We start from the raw sequence: 18,644 nt of genomic DNA, 5'->3' as shown, positions 1-18,644 counted from the left end.
ACAGTGAATTCAACACTCGATGAATTGAGGCGACCGTGTCGCAAGCCAGCCCCTCCCCCGCCGTCGAGGTACGAGATCTGCGGGTCCACCGCGGCGGCCGTGAAGTCCTGCACGACGTCTCGCTGACCATCCCGCGCGGCTCGATCACCGGGCTGCTCGGTCCGTCCGGATGTGGCAAGACGACGCTGATGCGCAGCATCGTCGGCACCCAGGTCATCGAATCGGGTGAGGTCACCGCGCTCGGCCACCCGGCGGGCTCCCCGACGCTTCGCCATCTGATCGGGTATGTCACGCAGGCGCCCAGCATCTACAACGACATCAGCGTCCGGGAGAACGTCGCGTACTTCGCCGCGCTCTACGGCCGTGATCGCGCCGACGTGGACGACGCGATCACGGCGGTGGGCCTGGCCGATCACGCCCAGCAACGCGGCGACGAACTCTCGGGCGGCCAGCTGACACGAGCGTCGCTCGCGTGCGCGCTGGTCGCCCAGCCCGAACTGCTGGTGTTGGACGAACCGACCGTCGGCCTGGATCCCGTGCTGCGCGTCGAGTTGTGGAAGCAGTTCCACGAACTGGCCGCGAACGGGACGACGCTGCTGGTCTCCAGCCATGTCATGGACGAGGCCGAGCACTGCGACCGGCTGCTGCTGATGCGCGACGGGCAGTTGCTGGCCCAGCTCAGCCCCGACGAACTGCGCGCGCAGACCGGCGAGCAGAACTTGGAAACCGCCTTCCTCACCCTTATCACGATGGGACAGAACGCATGACCGCCATCTCGGAAGCCGCGCCGAGGCGGACGCCGACGCTGCGCCCCTACGCCGCGACCACCGGCCGCATCCTGCGGCAGCTGCGCAACGACCACCGCACCGTCGCCATGATCCTGGTGGTCCCCGCCCTGCTGATGGCGCTGCTGTATTTCATCTACAAGGACACTCCGACCAACCCGCTGAATCCGGTGCCGCTGTTCGACCGGGTCGGCATCAGCATGCTCGGCATCCTGCCGTTCATCGTGATGTTCCTGATCACCGCGATCGCCATGCAGCGGGAACGCACCTCGGGCACGTTGGAGCGGCTGCTGTCCACGCCGCTGACGAAACTCGACCTGCTCGCCGGATACGGCACCGCGTTCTCGCTGGCCGCCGCCGCGCAGGCGATCGTCGCCTGCTTGGTCTCGTTCGGTTTGCTCGGACTGGGCTCGGCGGGCAGTCCCGCGTGGGTGGTGCTGATCGCCGTGGTCGACGCGGTGTGCGGGGTGGCGCTGGGTCTGTTGGCGAGCGCGTTCGCCCGCACCGAATTCCAGGCCGTACAGTTCATGCCGGTCGTGGTAGCCCCGCAGATCTTCTTGTGCGGCTTGCTCGTTCCCCGCGGCCAGCTGCCCGATTGGCTGGAGGTGATCAGCAACGTGATGCCGTTGAGCTACGCGGTCGACGCGCTGCAACAGGTGTCGACGCATCCGGAGGTCACCGGCCAGATGTGGCGCGATCTGGCCATCGTCGCCGGGTTCGCGATCGTCGCCCTGTGCCTCGGCGCGGCCACGCTACGACGGCGGACCGCGTGACGGCAGGCAACGGCGCCGAGCGTCCCGCTCGCACCGGCCGCAGACCCGGGCAATCGGGCGCTCGCGAGGCCATCCTCGCGGCCGCCCGCGCCCGGTTCGCGGATATCGGCTTCGACAAGACCTCCGTGCGCGCGGTCGCCACCGACGCCGGGGTCGATCCCGCTCTGGTGCATCACTACTTCGGCACCAAGCAACAGCTCTTCGCCGCGGTGGTGGAGTTGCCGGTGGATCCCGAGACGACCTTGCGCGTCATCGAGGCCGCACCGCTGGACCGGTTGGGCGAGACCATTATTCGCACGGTGGTCGCCGTGTGGGATTCGCCCGCCGGTCCCGGCGTGGTCGCGATGGTGCGCAGTGTCCTGGCCGGCAGTCACGATCCGTCCCTGGCCAGGGCGTTCCTCTTGGAGGTCGTGCTGGAACGCGTCCGCAGGCGGATCGCCACCCCGCAGGACGACGGCCGCGCCCGGATCAGCCTGGTCGCCTCGCAGATGATCGGCGTGCTGGTCGGCCGCAAGGTCATCGGAGTGGAACCGCTGGCCTCGATGTCCGCCGCCGACCTGGTCGCCGCGGTGGGCCCGACGCTGCAGCGCTATCTGACCGGTGACATCGGCCAGGAACCGGTGTCCCGGTGACCGCGACGAGGGGACGCCGGGGCCGTCACTCCACGACTTCGACGACGTCACCGGGCCACAGGTACTCGTAGAACGCCTTGGCACCCTCGTAGGTCATCCGGACGCAGCCGTGCGACTTCTTCTCGATCGGACCGACATGGAAGGCGATGTCGCCGTTGAAGAAGGTCGCGTACTCCATCGGAGCGTTGTGCATGGTGCTCCAGTGGAACTCCTTCTTGAACGAGACGTGGAAGACGCCGGGCGGCGTCTCGTATCCCGGCATGCCGTGCGAAATCGGCGTCGGGCCGTAGACCACCTTGCCGTCGTCCATCAGCCACGCCTCATTGGTGGACAGCCGCATGCACGCACGGGCTGCGGTGGAACACGGCGCCACGGCCGGCGGGGGCGGCGGAGGTGGGATGAGCGCGGGCAAACCTGGGATGTCCGGGCCACCCGGCCACAGTGGCTCGGCCTGCGCGGGCGTCGCCATGGCGAATCCCGCCGCCGCGACTGCGCAGGCCATCGCGCATCGAGCCGTCCAATTACGTAAACGCGAATCGCTCATGACGTTCCCGACCTCTCTCTCATACGCCACCTGTGCGCTGATCAGGTCGGTCGCAACGCCCCTGTGCTGGAGCGAGATGACCGTCTCGAAGTGCAAATGATCATGGCGGAGCCGGCTTCGAACGGTCAATGGACGCAAAACGACCGTGACGCATCCGTTGCCGCGCAGTGGGCGAGTCGTGAGAGAAAGGGGACGGCCGCGCGGAGGGTCAGGCGTCGCCCGGAGCGGTGAACGCTTCGTGCTCGGCGTCGGTGACGTCCCTGGCTTCGTCGACGAGCAGCACCGGGATGCCGTTCTCGATCGGGTATGCCCGGCGCAGGCGCGGGTTGTAGAGCAACGCGCTGTCGTCGGCGGCGCGGACCAGCCGCAGCGGGCCCTTGTCCTGCGGGCAGGCCAGCAGGCTCAGCAGTGTGGCGTCCAGGGTGGTGTGCTCAGGCATATCAGGAACCTACCTTCCGGCCGTGCCGGAACGAGAACCGTCCGCATCGGGGGCGGGCGTCCGGCGGAACGAGATGTGGCGATGACCGAAGAAGCTGGCGCCCGCCACCAGCGCCATCACCGCGATCGCCGACGGAATGCTCGGCAGGTGCAGCACCGAGACGCCCAATTGGAGCAGCACCATGTTCAGCACCAGTCCGCCGGAGTTCACCGCGACGAACGCGACGAAATCCCGCACCGTGCGCCCGCGCACCCGGAACACCAGGGTCCGGTGCAGGACGAACGCCACGAACACGCTGATCGAGTAGGCCAGGGCGGGCGCGAGCGCGGCGGGCGCCCGGTCGCCGAGTACCGCCAGCCACAGCACCGTCAGCGCCATGCCGAGGCCCGTGTTCACCATGCCGACGATGGCGAACGCGATCTCTTGCCGACGCACCAGGCGCAGCAGCGGACCCGGGTCCGCGCTCTTGGCCCCGGAACCCGTCTCGGCCGTGGCACCCGCGGCATCGAAGCGCCGCGCGTCCGATGCAGGCGCGCCGACGTCGTCCGCCGCATCCGCGCTCATCGGGCGGCGTCGGCCAGGTGGGTTTCCGGCGTCACGGCCGCGTCGAGCGGGGACGGCTCGGCACCGGAACCTTCGTCGAGCCGCCGCCTGCCGCGCAGATACGCCCACTGCGACAGGCCGACGATGAGCAGGCCGAGCAGTGCGGCGGCGACGCCGATCCGCCACCCCGGCGGCTGCCACGACACGACCAGGTCACCGGAGCTGCCAGCCGGAAGATCCACGGCGACAAAGGTTTTCGCCACCAACGTGGAGGGTGTCTCGCGACCGTCGAGCGTCACCCGGTAACCGGGCCAGCCGAGCCGCGCGAAGACGATTCGGCCGCCCTCCGTGGAACTCACCCGCACCCGGCTGGTCGTGTCCGACTCCCCGACCGAGGTGGCAGTCACGCCCTGGGTGGCGGCGATCCGGCCGTCGCGCGCCGAGATCGAGCCGTCGGTGCGCTCCAGCACCGAGATGTACTTCTCGTGCCCGGGGTAGTCGACCCAGCGCCAGCCGGGCGGCGCGGGCTGGTCGCGCGCGTCCGGGTACAGAGCGCGATGCAGTACCACCCGGTCGACTTTCATCAGGTCGACGATGGTCCGGCCGGTGGTCGGCTCGGTCGCGAACGCGCGCCGGTAGGCATCGGGACAGACGCTGGTGTCCCAGCGCATGCACAACGTCTCGCCGAACCAGTAGTGCCCGTTGGGGGTGTATCCGCTGACGTAGGTCAGCTCGAGGTCTTTGGCGTAGTTGCCGAATACCAGCGATCCGTACGCGCCGGGCAGATTCCGTTCCTGCGGCGGGATGAGCATGCGGTCGCCGAGTTGCAATGTGGTGCCGGGGAAGTCGGGGAACGCGGCTTTCATCTCCGAGCGGTTCTCCGGCAGATTCCAGCCCATCGGCGTCGGTTGCGCCTCCCGCACCTGGAGGTACGCGATGGGAAAGACCGAAACGACGATCAGCGCGCACGCCGCTGCCACGCCCCGGCTGCGCCCGAGCCATACCGCGACGGCGCCGAGCGCGGCCACCCCGAGCGCCGCGACGACGTGCCGGATCACCTCGTGCGGCGCGGCCGAGAAAGTGCGCACCCACAGCAGGCCGATCAGCACCGCGGCCGCTGTGCCACGCCGCCGCCAGTCCCGCACGGTCGCGAAACGGCCGAGCAGCACGCACACCAGCACCAGCAGGCCGAGCGCGATCATCGGCAACACCCGCGCGGGCCAGCGCAACGGTCCGACCGCGCCGGGACCGGCCGTCCACATCAGCGCCATCACCGCGAACAGCCCGGGCGCGACGAGCTCACGCGCCGCGCCGAGCGCCTTGCGCCAGTCGACGAACGCCAGCGCGGGAACCAGGAACCACGCGATGTAGACCACCGGCATCGGCTGCACGTAGCCCCACCAGGAACTGAACGCGGGCAGCGTGCTGGGCAGGCTGGCGTTCAGCGACTCCGACCACGGCACCGTGAGGAACTGATCGTTGTTGATCTGCGCGGTGCCGCGCCAGGTCACCTTCGCCGACAGCATGCTCGGCAGGTAGGTGGCCAGTCCGGCCAGCGCCGCACCGCCGGCGACGGTGAGCAGACGCACCGACGGACGCCACGCCTTCTGGTACACGAGTTCGCCGATCGCGACCGCGACCACCATCAGCCCGGCCTCGACCGCCGGGAAGATGTATTGCACCGAGATGGCGAGATACAAGAAGACGAAGGTGGGAATCGGCCCGCTGCGCCCGCGGGCGTAGCGCACGCCGGAGGCCCAGGCGTGCGCCATCCAGGCGGTGCCGGTGAACGCGGTCATCCAACTGGACTCGTCGAAGAACAGCAGCCATCCGGTGAACGGAATGGCGGCCCCCGCGACCGCCGCCCACGGCGCCTTCGCTCCGTAGGCCAGGCAGATCCGGTACACACCGAGCGCCAGGATGATCGCGAAGATCAGCTTCACCACGGTGGCGTACAGCGCGAGGTTGTCGACCGAGGGCGCGATCAGATCGATCAGCAGTTGCGGCGGATTGAGCAGCCCGGCCTCTTCGATGGTGTAGTTGCCCGCCATCCAGTGCTCGGGGATCATGCCGGGCAATCGTCCCTCGCGCAGGTACCGGCCGAGCATCACCCACAGCGGCGCGTACTGCGATTCGGTGTCGTCGGTATAGAAATGCCGGACGTTGGCGAGTAGCACCGCACCGTATCCCGCGATGACCCCGAGCGCCGTGATGACGCCCCATGTGCAGACTTCGCGCGAAGGAAAGGTGCTACGTTCGGCCACGAGTTCCAGACCCTACCGTCACCGCGGTGCCGCTCCGGCAAGCCAGTACCGGGATGCCATTCGGTGACGCGTCATCCGCTGGCGTTCTCGGTCCGCGCCTCCGGCTTGCGGCGGAACGAAATGTATCGATGGCCGAAGAAACTGACGACGGCGACCAGGCCCATCACCACGACGGCCGACGGAATCCGCGGCAGGTGCAGCACCGAGACCGCCAGCGACAGCAGCACCGTGTTCATCAGCAGCCCACCGGAATTCACCACGACGAAGCCCGCGAAGTCGCGCAGCACCCGGCCGCGCACCCGGAACACGAGCGTCCGGTGCAGGACGAAAGCGACGACGATGCCGACGGCGTAGGCCAGCACGACCGCCACGGCGGGCGGCCACGCGTCACCCAGCACCGCCAGCCACACCACGGTCAGCGCGATCCCGAGCAGGGTGTTACACGCGCCGACCAGCGCGAAGGCGACCTCCTGCCGCCGGACCACCCGCACCAGGAGTCCGGCCGCGGGCCCGTCGCCCACCGCGTCGGCGCCCACGGCGACCGGAGGCGGGTTCGTCGTCACGAAACGACGTCCGCCAACTCGCGATCCGGTTCGGCGGGCTCGGTGGCGGCGCTCTCCTCCGGCTCCTCGCGGCGCCGGGACCGGACGTACAGCCACTGCAGGACGCCGATGCCGAGCACACCCGCCACCGCGGCGGCGATGCCGATCTTCCAGCCGGGCGGACGCCAGGTCAGCACCAGTTCGGCGTCCTGGGTGCCCGCGGGAACATCGACGGCGATGAAGGACTTGGCGACCGTCGTGATCGGAAGCGACTTGCCGTTCAACGTGACTCGGTACCCCGGCCAGCCCAGCCGAGCGAACACGACCCGGCCGCCTTCGGCCGAGGACACGCGCACCCGGCTGGTGGTGTCGGTCTCGGAGATCGACGTCGCGGTCGCCTTCTGGGTCGCCGTCACGCGGCCGTTCGTCGTCGAGATCGGTCCGCCGACGCGTTCCAGCACCGCGATGTAGCGCTCGTGCCCGGGATACTCGACCCACGTCCAGCCCTCGGGTGCGGGCTGGCCGGGCGCGTCCGGGAACAGCGCCCGCTGCACCACCACGCGGTCCAGGTTCATCAGATCGACCAACGGCCGCCCGGTGGTCGGCTCCGGCGCGAACATACGCCGGTAGGCGTCCGGGCAGACACTGCCGTCCCAGCGCATGCACAGCAGCTCACCGAAGTAGAAATGGCCGCTGGGGGTGTACCCGTTGACGTAGTTCAACTCGAGTCCGCGGGCGTAGTTACCGAAGACGAGCGAGCCGTAGGCCGCCTCGATGCTCTTGTCCTGCGGCTGCAGCAGTCCGCGGTCGCCCAGCTGGATGGTGTTGCCCGCGAAGTCCGGGAACGCGGCCATCGCCTCCGAACGCTTCGTCGGCAGATTCCACGACATCGGCGTGGGTTGCGCGGCATCGACCTGGAAATAGGCGATCGGGAACATCGCGACGATGGTCAGGGCGCACGCCGCCGCGGTGCCCTTGGCGCGCCCGAGCCACACCACCGCCGCCACCAGCGCCGCCAGCGCCAGGGCCGCGATGACGTGCCAGATGGCGTCGTGCGGGTCGGCGGAGAAGGAGCGCACCCAGAGCAGCAGGATCAGCACGCCCGCCGCGATGCCGCGGTTCTTCGGATCGCGGAACGTCCCGAAACGCCCCAGCAGCACGCACACCAGGACGAGCAGCCCGATGGCCAGCATCGGCAGCACGCGTGCGGGCCAGCGCAGCGGCCCGACGGAACCGGGGCCCGCGGTCCACATCAGCATCATGATCGCGAAGATCGCGATCGCGCTGAGCTCCCGCCACGCCTCCTTGGCTCGCCGCCAGTCGACGAACGCCAGGGCGGGGATCAGGAACCAGGCGATGTAGGTGACCGGCAGCGGCTGCACGTAACCCCACCACGACGTGAAGGCGGGCATCGAACTGGGCAGGCTGGCGTTCAGCGACTCCGACCACGGCACCGTCAGGAACTGGTCGTTGTTGATCTGCGCGGTGCCGCGCCAGGTCACCTTGGCCGACAACATGCTCGGCAGGAAGGTCAGCAGGCCCGCGAGCCCGGCGCAGCCCGCCGCCAGCGTCAGCCGCAGCACCGGCTGCCACTTGCGCTGGTACACGAGCTCGCCCACGGCCACGGCCAGCAGCATCAGCACCGCTTCGACCGCGGGGAAGATGTACTGCGTCGAGATGGTCAGGTACAGGTAGACGAAAACCGGAACGGGCCCGCCTCGACCGCGCGTGTAGCGGACCGAGGCCGCCCAGGCGTGCACCATCCACGCTGTGCCGGTGAGCGCGGTCATCCAGCTGGCTTCGTCGAAGAACAGGAAGAAGCCCGACAGCGGCAGCGCGATACCCGCCACCGCCGACCAGGCGGGCCGCCCGCCGTAGACGAGGCAGACGCGGTAAACGCCGAGGGCGGCGATGATCGAGAAGATCAGCTTCACGACGGTGGCGTACAGCGCGACGTTGTCCACCGAGGGCGCGATCAGATCGATCAGCAGCTGTGGCGGGTTGAACAGGCCCGCGTCGTCCATGGTGTTGTTGCCCGCCATCCAGTGCTCGGGCACCATGACCGGAAAATCGCCTGCGCGCAGCGCACGGCCGAGGCCGACCCACAACGAGGTGTACTGGGACTCGGTGTCGTCGGTGAAGAAATGCCGGGCGTTGGCGAGCAGGACAGCGAGGTAACCCGCGACCACTCCGAGCGCGGTGATGACCCCCCACCGGTAGACATCTCGCCGCGAATACGCGTCCGGCGGCGAGTCGAGCACTGCACTGTCCGTCACGAGTTCCAAACCCTACAGGGCGGCTCCCGGCTTGGCATCGGTCGCGGACGCCACCAAGATGAGGGCATGATCAGCTGCTCCGCTGGCCACCCGGCGCACCGTGCTAGAGTCCACACCGGTTCGGGCTCCGCAGTTCTGCCACGAGTACCGGCACGCACCGTCATCGAAAGTCGATCCAGCTGATGCCGATCCCACCCGCCCGCACACTCCGTTCCGGCGCCCCCGCGACGAACGGTGACCCGGCACGGCCCGGCGTGGACCGGCCGCACACGGTGTCGGTGGTCGTGCCGGTGTACCGGGGCGAGGACACGATCGCCGGTCTGGTCGCCGAACTGCACGATCTCACGCGCACCACCGAGACTCCCGGCGGCACCCCGTTCGTCGTCTCCGAGATCATCCTGGTGCACGACCACGGCCCGGACCGCTCCGACGTGGTGCTGCAAGAACTGCAACGGACCTATCCGACCGTGCGCACCGTCTGGCTCAGCCGCAACTTCGGCCAGGACGCCGCGACGATCGCCGGGATGTCGGCCGCGGCCGGTGACTGGATCGTCACCATGGACGAGGACGGCCAGCACGATCCCCGCTTCATCAGCACGTTCCTGGACACGGCGCTGGCGCAGCGCGCCGATCTGGTCTACTCCAAGCCGAGCAACACCAGGCCGCACGGCTTCCTGCGCAATCTGACCTCGCGCGGAGCCAAGCTGGTGCTCGCGACGCTGTTCGCGTTCCCGGATTCCACCCGGTTCGAGAGCTACCGGCTGATCCGCGGGGACATCGGCAGGCAACTGGCCGAGGTCGCGTCCAACGGCGTCTACCTGGACGTCGCGCTGACCTGGGTGGTCGGCGCCGTCGCGCAGGCGCCGGTGGTGCTGCGCGCCGAGGGCAGGGAGGAGTCCGGCTACAACTACCGCCGCCTGTTCTCGCTGTTCTGGAAGATGGTGCTGTGCAGCGGGACCCGCGGGTTGCGGCTGGTCAGCCTGCTCGGCGTCACCCTGGCGCTGGCCGGCGGCGTGATGGCCGCGGTCGTCGTGATCGAAGCGCTGACCACCGACGGCTGGGCGCCGGAAGGCTGGGCATCCACCATCGTGGTGCTGCTGCTGTGCTCCGGCGCCATCCTGTTCTCACTCGGACTCATCGCCGAGTACCTGGGCGTGGCGCTGCACATCCTGGTGGGCAAACCGCTCTATCTGACCGTCGAGACGCCGACACCGCGTCCGGCGGACACTTCGGAAATGACCGCGACCACCGCCAGCAGGGGGACCGACCGGGTTGAGCACTGACCGCGTCATCTTCAGCCGTCCGTACCGGGCGCGCCGGGAATTAGCGAATCTGGAGGCCGTGCTGGCCTCCGACCACAGCCACGGCGACGGACAGTTCACCGCGTCGGCCACCGCGAAGCTGAAGGCGATCACGGGCGCTCCGCACGCCCTGCTCACCACCTCCTGCACATCCGCGCTGGAAATGGCGGGACTGCTGCTGGAGTTGGGGCCCGACGACGAAGTGATCGTGCCCAGCTTCGCCTTCACCTCCACCGCCACCTCGATGGCGCTGCGTGGCGCCACGTGCGTCTTCGCCGACATCGATCCGGCCACCGGGAACCTGGACCCTGAGTCGGTGGCGGCCGTGGTCACCGAGCGGACGAAGGCCGTGGTGGTCATCCACTACGGTGGCGTCGCCGCCGATATGGCCGGACTGCTCGACCTGGCGAACACGCACGGCTTCGCCGTCGTGGAGGACAACGCGCACGGACTCGGCGGCACCTGGCGTGACCGGAAGCTCGGCACCATCGGCACGATGGGCACGCTGAGCTTCCACGACACCAAGAACGTGCACTGCGGTGAGGGCGGCGCGCTGCTGCTCACCGACGAGATCCTGATGGCGCGCGCCGAGATCATCCGGGAGAAGGGCACCGACCGGGCCCGGTTCCTGCGCGGCGCGGTGGACAAGTACTCCTGGCAGGACATCGGCTCCAGCTACTTGCCCAGCGAGCTGAACGCGGCCGTGCTCGACGCGCAGTTGGACGAGTTCGACACCATCCAGGCCGGACGCCACCGGGTGTGGGACGCCTACGCCGCCGCCCTGCCGGATTGGGCCGAGCGCAACGACGTCCGTCTGATGTCCGTGCCCGCCGATCGCGGGCACACCGCGCATCTGTACTACCTGCGGACCCCGAACGAGCGCCGCCGCGACGACCTGATCGCGCACCTCGCGGCGCAGGGTATCTCCGCACCGTTCCACTACATCCCGTTGGATTCCAGCCCGGCCGGGTTCAAGCTCGGCCGCACGCCGCGGGCCTGCGCCCGCAGCGCGGAGTTCTCCGGAACCGTCGTGCGTCTGCCGCTCTGGCCGGATCTCACCGACGCGCAGGTGGCCCGCGTCGTGGACGCGGTCACCGCGTTCACCGTGTGAACCGGCCCGCACGCCGGCTCACGCGGTGAGTATGTAGAGCTTCTCCCGCCCGCCCGCGATGAGGGACTGCCGCGCCACCCGCGGGCCGTACGCCGTGAAGAACTCGTCCAGCGTTCGCTCGGTGAAGCGGTGCGCCTGCTCGCCGTCGCCCGCGTCGGTGAACCGCTTGCCGATCGTGGCGAGGACCGGATTGTCGCTGGTGGCCAGGTTGCGGACCGGTTCGGCGACGATCACCCGGTCGGTGGCCGCAGCGAGCATCCGATCGAGCAGCGGGCGCGGCTCGGGCAGGAAGTGGTAGAGGCTGGCCTGCATGATGACGTAATCGGCCGTGGGCAGCGCGTCGCCGGAATGCAAATTCCACACCTTGCCCCGCCCGCCCGCTTCGTTCACGCGCGCGACGAAGCGCTCGTTCAGATCGAGCCCGGTGTAGTCGACCGACTTGTGGCGCAAGTAGCGGGTGTAGAGCGTCGCGGGTCCGCAGCACAGATCGACCACGCTCGCCCCTTCTGGGACGAGCTCCGCGATAGCGCGATACCGAGCCGTGTAGTGCTTGCCGTACAACCCGCGCATCAGGACCTCGTAGACGGTCCCGTTGCGGTAAATGAGGCTCGTTCCCACAGGCACTCACTATGCCATCGGTCGATGAATCCGGCTCTTCGGCAATATATATCGCGTCAGTCACCGAGCAGCGCGCGCGCTTGGTCGTCGGTGAGGATCTCGTAGGCGTCCGATGCCCGGTTGTACCACCAGGTATCCGGTCCCGGCTCCGGCCTGCCCGCCTCCTGCACGGCGCGGGCGGACGGACGGAACGACGGGCTGCGCGGGATGTCGTCCACCACGTACACCAGGTCGGGCCGCTGGTCCGGGTCCAGCACCCGCAACGCCTCGGTGACATCCTTCGGGTCAAGGTGGAAACCCTCGCGCACGCTCACCGCGGCCACCGCGATGCAATGGTCGTCGACATTGAGTCCGTAGGTGACTTCCATGTCCACGGCGGTGATGTCGTTGAGCACGTCGACGATCGGCTGACCGAAGACCGGCCCGCGCCGGGTGTGGATCACCGTGTCCGTGCGGTCCATCAGCCAGTAGTCGCCGTCGCTGTCGCGGCGGAACAGATTCTCCGTCGGCATCCAGGAGTCGCCCGCCGTGAAGACCCCGCGCAAGCCGCCCGCGGAGATGTCGACGCCGTCGGACGCCTTGCCGATCAGCAGACCCACCTCGTTGTCCGCGCAACGGCGGGCGTAGCCGGATCCGTCGACCAGGATGCGTTCGGTGAGCGGGTCGTAGGCGACCAGTTCCACCTTCGCGGTGCCGGGAACCGGCCTGCCCTTGCATCCGCGTTTCACCCCGGCCACGTTGGCCAGCACCACGTCACCCTCGATCGAGGCGTAGTACTCGAGCACGCGGGCGGGCTCGAATTGCTCCACGGTGCGCCGCCACAGTCCGGCGGGCATTCCGGAGCCGATGAACAAACGGATCGGGTGGCTGTGGCCGTCCGGGAACACCTCCGCGTCGAGGATGTCGCGCAGCATGGTCCAGGTGTAGGTCACCACGGTGACGCCGTAGCGGTGCACCTCCTCGGCGAAGCGCGCCGGGTCGAGCGACCGGGCCAGCGAGACCCGGCTACCACCCGCGATCGCCCCGCCGAGACTGACCAGCAGCCCGGACGAATGATGCAGCGGCGCAAGGCAGTACACCGTGTCCCTGCGATTCAGATCGGCCGTGGTCGCGGTGCCGAACGCCGACAGCGCCCAGCGGTGGTTGGTGATGTACTTCGTCTCCAGCCGATCACCGGTGCCGGTGACGAGCACGAAAGCCAGCTCGCGCGCCAGACCGGGGTCCGGCCGGTACCAGGCGGGCACCCGCACCCGCGCCGGGTCGATCTGCTCGAGGTCGATCAGGCGGTCGGTCGTGGGCAGCGCCAGCTCGCGCGTGCTACCACCGCCGAGCACCAGCACCCTGGCGTCGGTCGCGGCGGCCTGCCGCAGATTCTCCGGATCGGAGATCAGCGTCTCGACGCCGGTGAGCTCGATCGCGCGGCGCAGGTCGCTGTGCGGGGCGAGCAGCACCGCCACCGCGCCCAGCCGCGACAGCGCCGCGACCGAGGCCAGCGCGCTGGGCCGAGTCTCCATCACCACGCCGACCCGCATGGCCGGGCGCACGCCCACCGAGATCAGGCCGCGCACCACGTTGTCGATGCGCTCGTTGACCGCCGCGTTGGTGTGCACGCGGTCGTCGAACAGGAAGAGGTCCCGCTGCGGCGCGCGGCGCGTCTGCTCGGTCAGCAAACGGCCGAGCGATATGCGGGTGTGCGGCTGGATCATGCCGAGGCGGGTCAGCCTGGGCAGAGCCCGGGCCGCCTCGCCCGCCAGTTCGATCGATCCGCGCACTGTGCTGTTGGCGATGCCTTCGAGGGCCTTGCCGACGCCGGTGCCCGCCTCGGCCAGCGTCGCGGCGGTGTGCACCACCCGGGTGGCCGCCGAGCGGGGGCGATTGCTCGGCACGTGCTCGGTCATCGGCACGATCTCAGGCGGCAGCGGCTTGTCGCCGTTCATCCATTCCACCCACTGCCGCACCAGCGGCCAGGTGTGTTTGCTGGCCATGCTTCCGGCCACCAGGCCGAAGTGGCCCGCGACCAATGTCGCCTCGTAGACCTCCGCGTTCGGCGCGGCCCGCACGATGCCGCGCACCGCGGCGGGCTGTCCGATGTCGTCGACCTCGCCGACGAACGCCAGGATCGGGCATTTCAGCTCGGCCAGCGAGATCGGGTGATCGCGGATCACGAAACCGCCGAGCATCAGCCGGTTGTGCGCGACGAATTGCTTGAGCAGATCCGCCGCGGCCGGGCCCGCGTAACCGACCCAGCCTTCGCTGTTGAGGAATCGGCGCTGGCGCTCCTTCGGCAACAACGCCTCGCGGTCGTGCAGCTGAAGCAGGAAGTCGATCCTCGACTTGGCCGTTTTCACCGGATCGAGCAACTGGAAGCCGATGCGCACCATGGAGTCGGTGATCGGCAACCGGGTGACCACGTGATCGGCCAGGAAGTCCGCGACGTCGGAGACCATGCCGTAGGGCAGCCCGAACGGCATGCCCGCGACGATGTCGACCGGGCTGCCGAAGGTGACGATGCTGTCCACGCCCTTGCCGTACCGGTAGGCGGCGGTCTGGTAGGCGAACATGCCGCCCTGCGAGTAGCCCATCAGGTGCACGCCGCTGCCGGTGGCCTCGTTGACGGTGTCGATCGCGCTGTTGACGGCCAGCACGTGGTCGGCGAGATCGCGCTGCCAGCCGCCCTCCTCGCTGGCGGGCGAGCCGAAGTCCACCACCCAGCAGTCGATGCCGCCGCGGTGCAGGATCCCGACGGCGCCCTCTTCTGCGTTCACATCCCAGATGTCGGCGTTCACCATGAGCGGCGGGACCAGCACGGCCACCGGGCGCCCCGGCGTCGTATCGTCGGGGAAGTAATGCCGCAGCCGGTACATGCGTCTGCGTTCCACGACCTCGAACGGCGAGGACGCGACGTCAGGGGTCAGTCCGCCGAAGCGGATGACCTCCAGGCCGTTCTGCGCGGTCGCCATCAACCGCTGTACCGAGCCCACCACAACCTTCGCATTCAACTTCACCATCGCTCCTGGCCCTACCCTAGAACGTGACCCGCATCACACACGGCGGCGTGTTCAGACGAGCTTCCCACACCACTTGTCCATTATGTGTCCGCTGTGACACGTCACATGCCAGGTTGCCGCAGTCGGCTCCCCGACAGTCACGTATCGACGCGGAAACATTCCATCGCGGCAGCCCCGGCCACCGGCAACCCGGATAGTTCAGCGCCATCGGTGTGGCCGGGCGCCCGCCACCGTTTTCGCGCCGCGCCGGAATACGGGCGCACATCGATCGAGGGGTCACCTACTCGACCGTATCCCGGCGGCGCCCACGCCCCCGACTCGGACATGGCTTACGTCCGGCAGCACAGCGGGTAGGGACATCGCTCGCGACCGTTGGATGCCACGGCATAGCCGCGATGGCCACTCCGGCCGCCTGATTCGCCCACATCGAGAGAGCGCCGGGCACCGCTTGTGTGACGAGGCAGTCGAACGCTCACATAGCTGATCTGCCGCTACCAGAACGCAATTCGGACCAAACCTCGGGACGCAACCCGCCGTTACCGGAATCGACCGCGTGTCGTGACCATCCGGCGCGCGTCGGAACGATCTTCGAAATTTTTCTGTGCACAGCCGCTTTCGGCGTCTACCATCGATCACGTCTGGAACGCCCTGGCGCGTAGGCAAATTCGATCGATGAGCTCTCCGCGGGCACGCCCGCTGCTGTTTGATGTGAACACCCGGCGACTCTGAACTATCGACGATCTCGAATCCCCTGCTCCACAACCCGTCACCACGTCTCGGTGGCCGTCTCGAGGTGAGGACACGCATGACCATTGAAATGCCAGTCCAAACGGAAAACAACGTGCGCAGGAGCCTGAGCACCAGTACGGCGGGCCTGCTCGCGCACACCACCAAATCCGAACCGCAGATGCAGGGCATCAGCTCGCGATGGCTCACTCGCGCGCTGCCGTGGACGCAGGTCAACGGCGGTGTATACCGAGTGAACCGCCGCCTCACCCACACCGTGGGCAACGGCGAAGTGGAATTCGTCATCGACGGCTCCACCGCACGCGTCATTCCCCTGGAATTGCAAGAACTTCCGGCGCTGCGCGGATTCGACGACGAGGACGTGCTGCGCGCCCTCGCGGACCGTTTCGAACAGCGCGATCTCGAACCGGGCATTGTGGTAGCGGAATTCGGCAATCCGATGGATCAAATTCTGCTGATCGTGCACGGCAAATTGAGCAAAATCGGGTCGGGTGAGTACGGCGAGCAGACGAAGCTCGGCATCCTCGGCGGCGGCGACTTCTTCGGCGACACGATATTGACCGAGCCTTCGGCGATCTGGCCGGTCACCATCAAGACGGTCACGCGAACAACCATGTTGGTCCTTCCGCGACGATCGCTCACAGAGTTCATCGACAGAACTTCGGCATTGCGCGAGCAACTTTCTCGCGTGGCTTCCGCACCCACCCATCCGCAGAACAACAAAGGCGAGGCGGACATCGCGATCGTCTCGGGCCACGCGGGCGAGCCGCTGTTGGAGGGCACGTTCGTCGATTACGACGCCGCCCCACGCCAATACGAACTCAGCCTGGCGCAGAGCGTGCTGCGGGTGCATACCCGAGTCGCCGACCTGTTCAACAACCCGATGAATCAGGTCGAGCAGCAGCTGCGCCTGACCATCGAAGCGCTTTACGAACGCCGCGAATACGACCTGGTCAACAACCCCGACTTCGGGCTGCTGCACAACTGCGATCTGAAGCAGCGCATCTACACCGAGACCGGCGCGCCCACCCCGGACGACTTCGACGAACTGCTCAGCATGCGCCGCAGCACGAGATTGTTTCTCGCCCATCCGAAGGCGGTCGCCGCGTTCGGACGCGAATGCACCAAGCGCGGGCTCTACCCGGATCCGGTCGAGGTGGACGGGCACCGGGTTCCGGCGTGGCGAGGCGTACCGATCTTCCCGTGCGGCAAGATCCCGATCAGCGACACCCAGACCACCTCGATCCTGGCCATGCGCACCGGCGAGAAGGACCAGGGCGTGATCGGTCTGCACCAGACCGGGATTCCGGACGAATACGAGCCGAGCCTCAACGTGCGCTTCAAGGGCATCGACGACCAGTCGATCATCTCCTACCTGATCAGCTGCTATTACTCGGCGGCCGTGCTGGTGCCCGACGCCCTCGGCGTGCTCGACAACGTCTCGGTCGCCCGGCAAGCCGACTGACCGGGGTGATGGGCATGTCGGTGCTCTCCCGCGCCGCGGCGGCGCACGCCACCGATGAGGTGGCCGCCACCGTCGTCGCGCTACTCACTGATACCAGCACGACCGCTCCGGCTGACCTGTTGTCGACGAAAGCGGCTGATCCGCCTGATGTTTCGTTGGGAGCCGGACAGGCGGGGGTCACACCGCGCGCTCTGCTCGGTCCGTCCGGCCTGGGCGCCGCCGCGCTTTTGCTTCCCCGTACCGGCGCGGACGCTGCCACGACGCCCGCCGTGGCGGCGACCTCCCCTACCGCTGTCCGCGCCGGCACACCGGGAGCAGCCATCGAAGGGGCAGCCGCAGTTCTCGCCACCGCACCGGGGCCGCCCCCGGTGACGGGAGGAACTCCGTTGCCCGCGGCGCCACGCATTCCCACCGGACCCACCGGGCTCGGCACGCCGTCGGCGCTGCTACACGGCCTCGCGGGGCCACCTCGCACGGGCACGCGGACGCAACCGAGCATCGGGTCGGGGGCCGCGGGCGGTCCCGCACGGGTGCCACGCGCACCGACCGGATCCGGCACCGCCGCGGTGTGCCGCGATCGGCAGGATCCGATTCCACCGCTGTACTGCCCGCCGCCGCTGCGTGACGATCCGGCTCTCGCCGAGGCCGTCAACACCGGCATCATCGACTGGGCCAGGGACATCGGGTTGTACGAGGGACGGCTGGAGGAGTTGCGCGACGCCGATTTCGGCCGGCTGATCATGCTCGCCCACCCGGACTGCGACGATGCCGACCGGCTGCTGGCGGCGGCGAAATGCGCGGTCTCGGAATGGTCCGTGGACGACTACTACTGCGAGGAGGATGCCGACGACCGGGCACCGGACGGCACCCCCTCCAGCGCCGAGGCGGAGTTGGGTCCCCGGCTCGAATTGGCGGCCGCCGCCATGGACCCGGTCCATCTTCCCGCGCGTTACGTCGCCCAGCTCGAGGCCGCTCTCGAAGCCGATCCGATCCTGCGCGCGTTTCGCACGTCCTTCGAGCACCTCGCACGCTACGCACGCCCTGCGCAACTGGCCCGGCTGCGCACCGAGATCGCGGGCTGGTTCATCGCGCTCGGAGCGGAAGCGGGCTGGCGCTCGGCGGGGCGGATGCCGCCGGTGTGGGAGTACCTCGCCAATCGGCAACCGCACAGCTTCCTGCCGTGCATGGCGCCGACCGATGTGGTCGGCGGCTACGAGTTACCGGCCGCCGAGTACACCGACCCCGCGGTGCGCCGCGTGGTCACCACCGCCGCGCTGGCCAGCCAGATGGTCAACGACCTGTATTCGATGGCGCGCGAAGATCTCTCCAACGGCAGGGAGTTCAACCTGCCGACCGTCCTGGCCGCCGAGGAGCGCTGCTCGCGCCGCGAGGCCGTGCTGCGCACCGCCGAGGTGCACGACGAACTCGTGCACCGGTTCGAACGGGAAGCGGCGCCCCTGGCCGCGCTCGGCTCGCCGGAACTCCGCCGTTTCCTCGCAGGCCTGTGGGCCTGGATGGGAGGCAACCGCGCCTGGCACGCCGACAGCAAGCGCTATCGCGACCCGCACCAGAGCCACCTGTAAGAGAGCAACGAAG

15 protein-coding genes are annotated in these 18,644 nt (G+C 68.7%); 7 read left to right on the top strand and 8 right to left on the bottom strand.

Going from position 1 to position 18,644, the window contains the following annotated elements:
* Positions 1-35: 35 nt before the first annotated feature.
* The 3 genes from ACIA5H_RS27180 to ACIA5H_RS27170 are packed head-to-tail and all read left to right on the top strand — an operon-like array spanning position 36 to position 2,190.
* Entirely contained in the window at positions 36-767 is a 732-nt protein-coding gene (locus ACIA5H_RS27180) for an ABC transporter ATP-binding protein (protein ID WP_397078188.1), read from the top strand.
* Positions 764-1,558, top strand: a complete 795-nt coding sequence (locus ACIA5H_RS27175; protein ID WP_397078186.1) for an ABC transporter permease — start codon at positions 764-766, stop codon at positions 1,556-1,558. The genes ACIA5H_RS27180 and ACIA5H_RS27175 overlap by 4 nt, the downstream gene beginning before the upstream one ends.
* Positions 1,555-2,190 (top strand): TetR family transcriptional regulator, encoded by a 636-nt coding sequence (locus ACIA5H_RS27170; protein ID WP_397078184.1) that lies wholly within the window; start codon positions 1,555-1,557, stop codon positions 2,188-2,190. The genes ACIA5H_RS27175 and ACIA5H_RS27170 overlap by 4 nt, the downstream gene beginning before the upstream one ends.
* Positions 2,191-2,215: 25 nt before the next feature.
* On the opposite strand, the gene ACIA5H_RS27165 is transcribed toward ACIA5H_RS27170, so the two are convergent.
* From ACIA5H_RS27165 to ACIA5H_RS27140, 6 genes are all read right to left on the bottom strand, one after another.
* Complete coding sequence (locus ACIA5H_RS27165; protein WP_355080817.1) at positions 2,216-2,734, bottom strand: L,D-transpeptidase; 519 nt, start codon at positions 2,732-2,734, stop codon at positions 2,216-2,218.
* 208 nt (positions 2,735-2,942) lie between these two features.
* Positions 2,943-3,173, bottom strand: a complete 231-nt coding sequence (locus ACIA5H_RS27160) for a Trm112 family protein (RefSeq protein ID WP_379256194.1) — start codon at positions 3,171-3,173, stop codon at positions 2,943-2,945.
* Between the two features lie 9 nt (positions 3,174-3,182).
* Positions 3,183-3,737, bottom strand: coding sequence for a GtrA family protein (locus ACIA5H_RS27155; RefSeq protein WP_379256193.1), 555 nt, complete (start codon positions 3,735-3,737; stop codon positions 3,183-3,185).
* Positions 3,734-5,980: a hypothetical protein gene (locus ACIA5H_RS27150; protein ID WP_397078181.1), complete on the bottom strand. Its 2,247-nt coding sequence runs from the start codon at positions 5,978-5,980 to the stop codon at positions 3,734-3,736. Before ACIA5H_RS27150 ends, ACIA5H_RS27155 begins: the two co-directional genes overlap by 4 nt.
* Before the next feature lie 71 nt (positions 5,981-6,051).
* Positions 6,052-6,543 carry a GtrA family protein gene (locus ACIA5H_RS27145; RefSeq protein WP_397078179.1) on the bottom strand — a complete coding sequence of 164 codons (492 nt, stop codon included), beginning with the start codon at positions 6,541-6,543 and terminating at the stop codon, positions 6,052-6,054.
* The gene (locus tag ACIA5H_RS27140) at positions 6,540-8,711 is read right to left on the bottom strand and encodes a hypothetical protein (RefSeq protein WP_397078203.1); all 2,172 of its coding nucleotides are present in this window, start codon (positions 8,709-8,711) and stop codon (positions 6,540-6,542) included. Before ACIA5H_RS27140 ends, ACIA5H_RS27145 begins: the two co-directional genes overlap by 4 nt.
* A gap of 269 nt (positions 8,712-8,980) precedes the next feature.
* Between ACIA5H_RS27140 and ACIA5H_RS27135 the strand changes: the two genes are divergently transcribed.
* Both ACIA5H_RS27135 and rffA read left to right on the top strand, forming a co-directional pair.
* Positions 8,981-10,081 carry a glycosyltransferase family 2 protein gene (locus ACIA5H_RS27135; protein ID WP_355080809.1) on the top strand — a complete coding sequence of 367 codons (1,101 nt, stop codon included), beginning with the start codon at positions 8,981-8,983 and terminating at the stop codon, positions 10,079-10,081.
* Positions 10,071-11,210: a dTDP-4-amino-4,6-dideoxygalactose transaminase gene (gene rffA / locus ACIA5H_RS27130; RefSeq protein WP_379256185.1), complete on the top strand. Its 1,140-nt coding sequence runs from the start codon at positions 10,071-10,073 to the stop codon at positions 11,208-11,210. Before ACIA5H_RS27135 ends, rffA begins: the two co-directional genes overlap by 11 nt.
* An 18-nt stretch (positions 11,211-11,228) precedes the next feature.
* Here rffA and ACIA5H_RS27125 read toward each other — a convergent pair whose 3' ends face one another.
* On the bottom strand, positions 11,229-11,828 hold the full coding sequence (locus tag ACIA5H_RS27125) for a class I SAM-dependent methyltransferase (RefSeq protein ID WP_355080806.1): 600 nt from the start codon (positions 11,826-11,828) through the stop codon (positions 11,229-11,231).
* A 56-nt stretch (positions 11,829-11,884) separates the two neighbouring features.
* The gene (locus ACIA5H_RS27120; protein WP_379256183.1) at positions 11,885-14,836 is read right to left on the bottom strand and encodes an acyl-CoA synthetase; all 2,952 of its coding nucleotides are present in this window, start codon (positions 14,834-14,836) and stop codon (positions 11,885-11,887) included.
* 805 nt (positions 14,837-15,641) lie between these two features.
* Between ACIA5H_RS27120 and ACIA5H_RS27115 the strand changes: the two genes are divergently transcribed.
* A complete protein-coding gene (locus ACIA5H_RS27115) occupies positions 15,642-17,048 on the top strand; it encodes a family 2B encapsulin nanocompartment shell protein (RefSeq protein ID WP_397078175.1) in 1,407 nt (468 codons plus the stop codon).
* 14 nt (positions 17,049-17,062) lie between these two features.
* Entirely contained in the window at positions 17,063-18,631 is a 1,569-nt protein-coding gene (locus tag ACIA5H_RS27110; protein WP_397078173.1) for a family 2 encapsulin nanocompartment cargo protein terpene cyclase, read from the top strand.
* Positions 18,632-18,644 lie beyond the last annotated feature (13 nt).

It is taken from the genome of Nocardia sp. NPDC051900, assembly GCF_044452545.1.
Classification (GTDB): domain Bacteria; phylum Actinomycetota; class Actinomycetes; order Mycobacteriales; family Mycobacteriaceae; genus Nocardia; species Nocardia sichangensis.
Note: the sequence above shows the minus strand (reverse complement) of the source record. Positions and strands in the feature narration are given on the sequence as shown.

Bases quoted from the DNA above. Each gene is read 5' to 3' on its own strand.
- ACIA5H_RS27175 (WP_397078186.1), top strand. From the start codon at position 764: ATGACCGCCATCTCGGAAGCCGCGCCGAGGCGGACGCCGACGCTGCGC.
- ACIA5H_RS27165 (WP_355080817.1), bottom strand. From the start codon at position 2,734: ATGAGCGATTCGCGTTTACGTAATTGGACGGCTCGATGCGCGATGGCC.
- ACIA5H_RS27160 (WP_379256194.1), bottom strand. From the start codon at position 3,173: ATGCCTGAGCACACCACCCTGGACGCCACACTGCTGAGCCTGCTGGCC.
- ACIA5H_RS27155 (WP_379256193.1), bottom strand. From the start codon at position 3,737: ATGAGCGCGGATGCGGCGGACGACGTCGGCGCGCCTGCATCGGACGCG.
- ACIA5H_RS27135 (WP_355080809.1), top strand. From the start codon at position 8,981: ATGCCGATCCCACCCGCCCGCACACTCCGTTCCGGCGCCCCCGCGACG.
- ACIA5H_RS27120 (WP_379256183.1), bottom strand. From the start codon at position 14,836: ATGGTGAAGTTGAATGCGAAGGTTGTGGTGGGCTCGGTACAGCGGTTG.
- ACIA5H_RS27115 (WP_397078175.1), top strand. From the start codon at position 15,642: ATGACCATTGAAATGCCAGTCCAAACGGAAAACAACGTGCGCAGGAGC.
- ACIA5H_RS27110 (WP_397078173.1), top strand. From the start codon at position 17,063: ATGTCGGTGCTCTCCCGCGCCGCGGCGGCGCACGCCACCGATGAGGTG.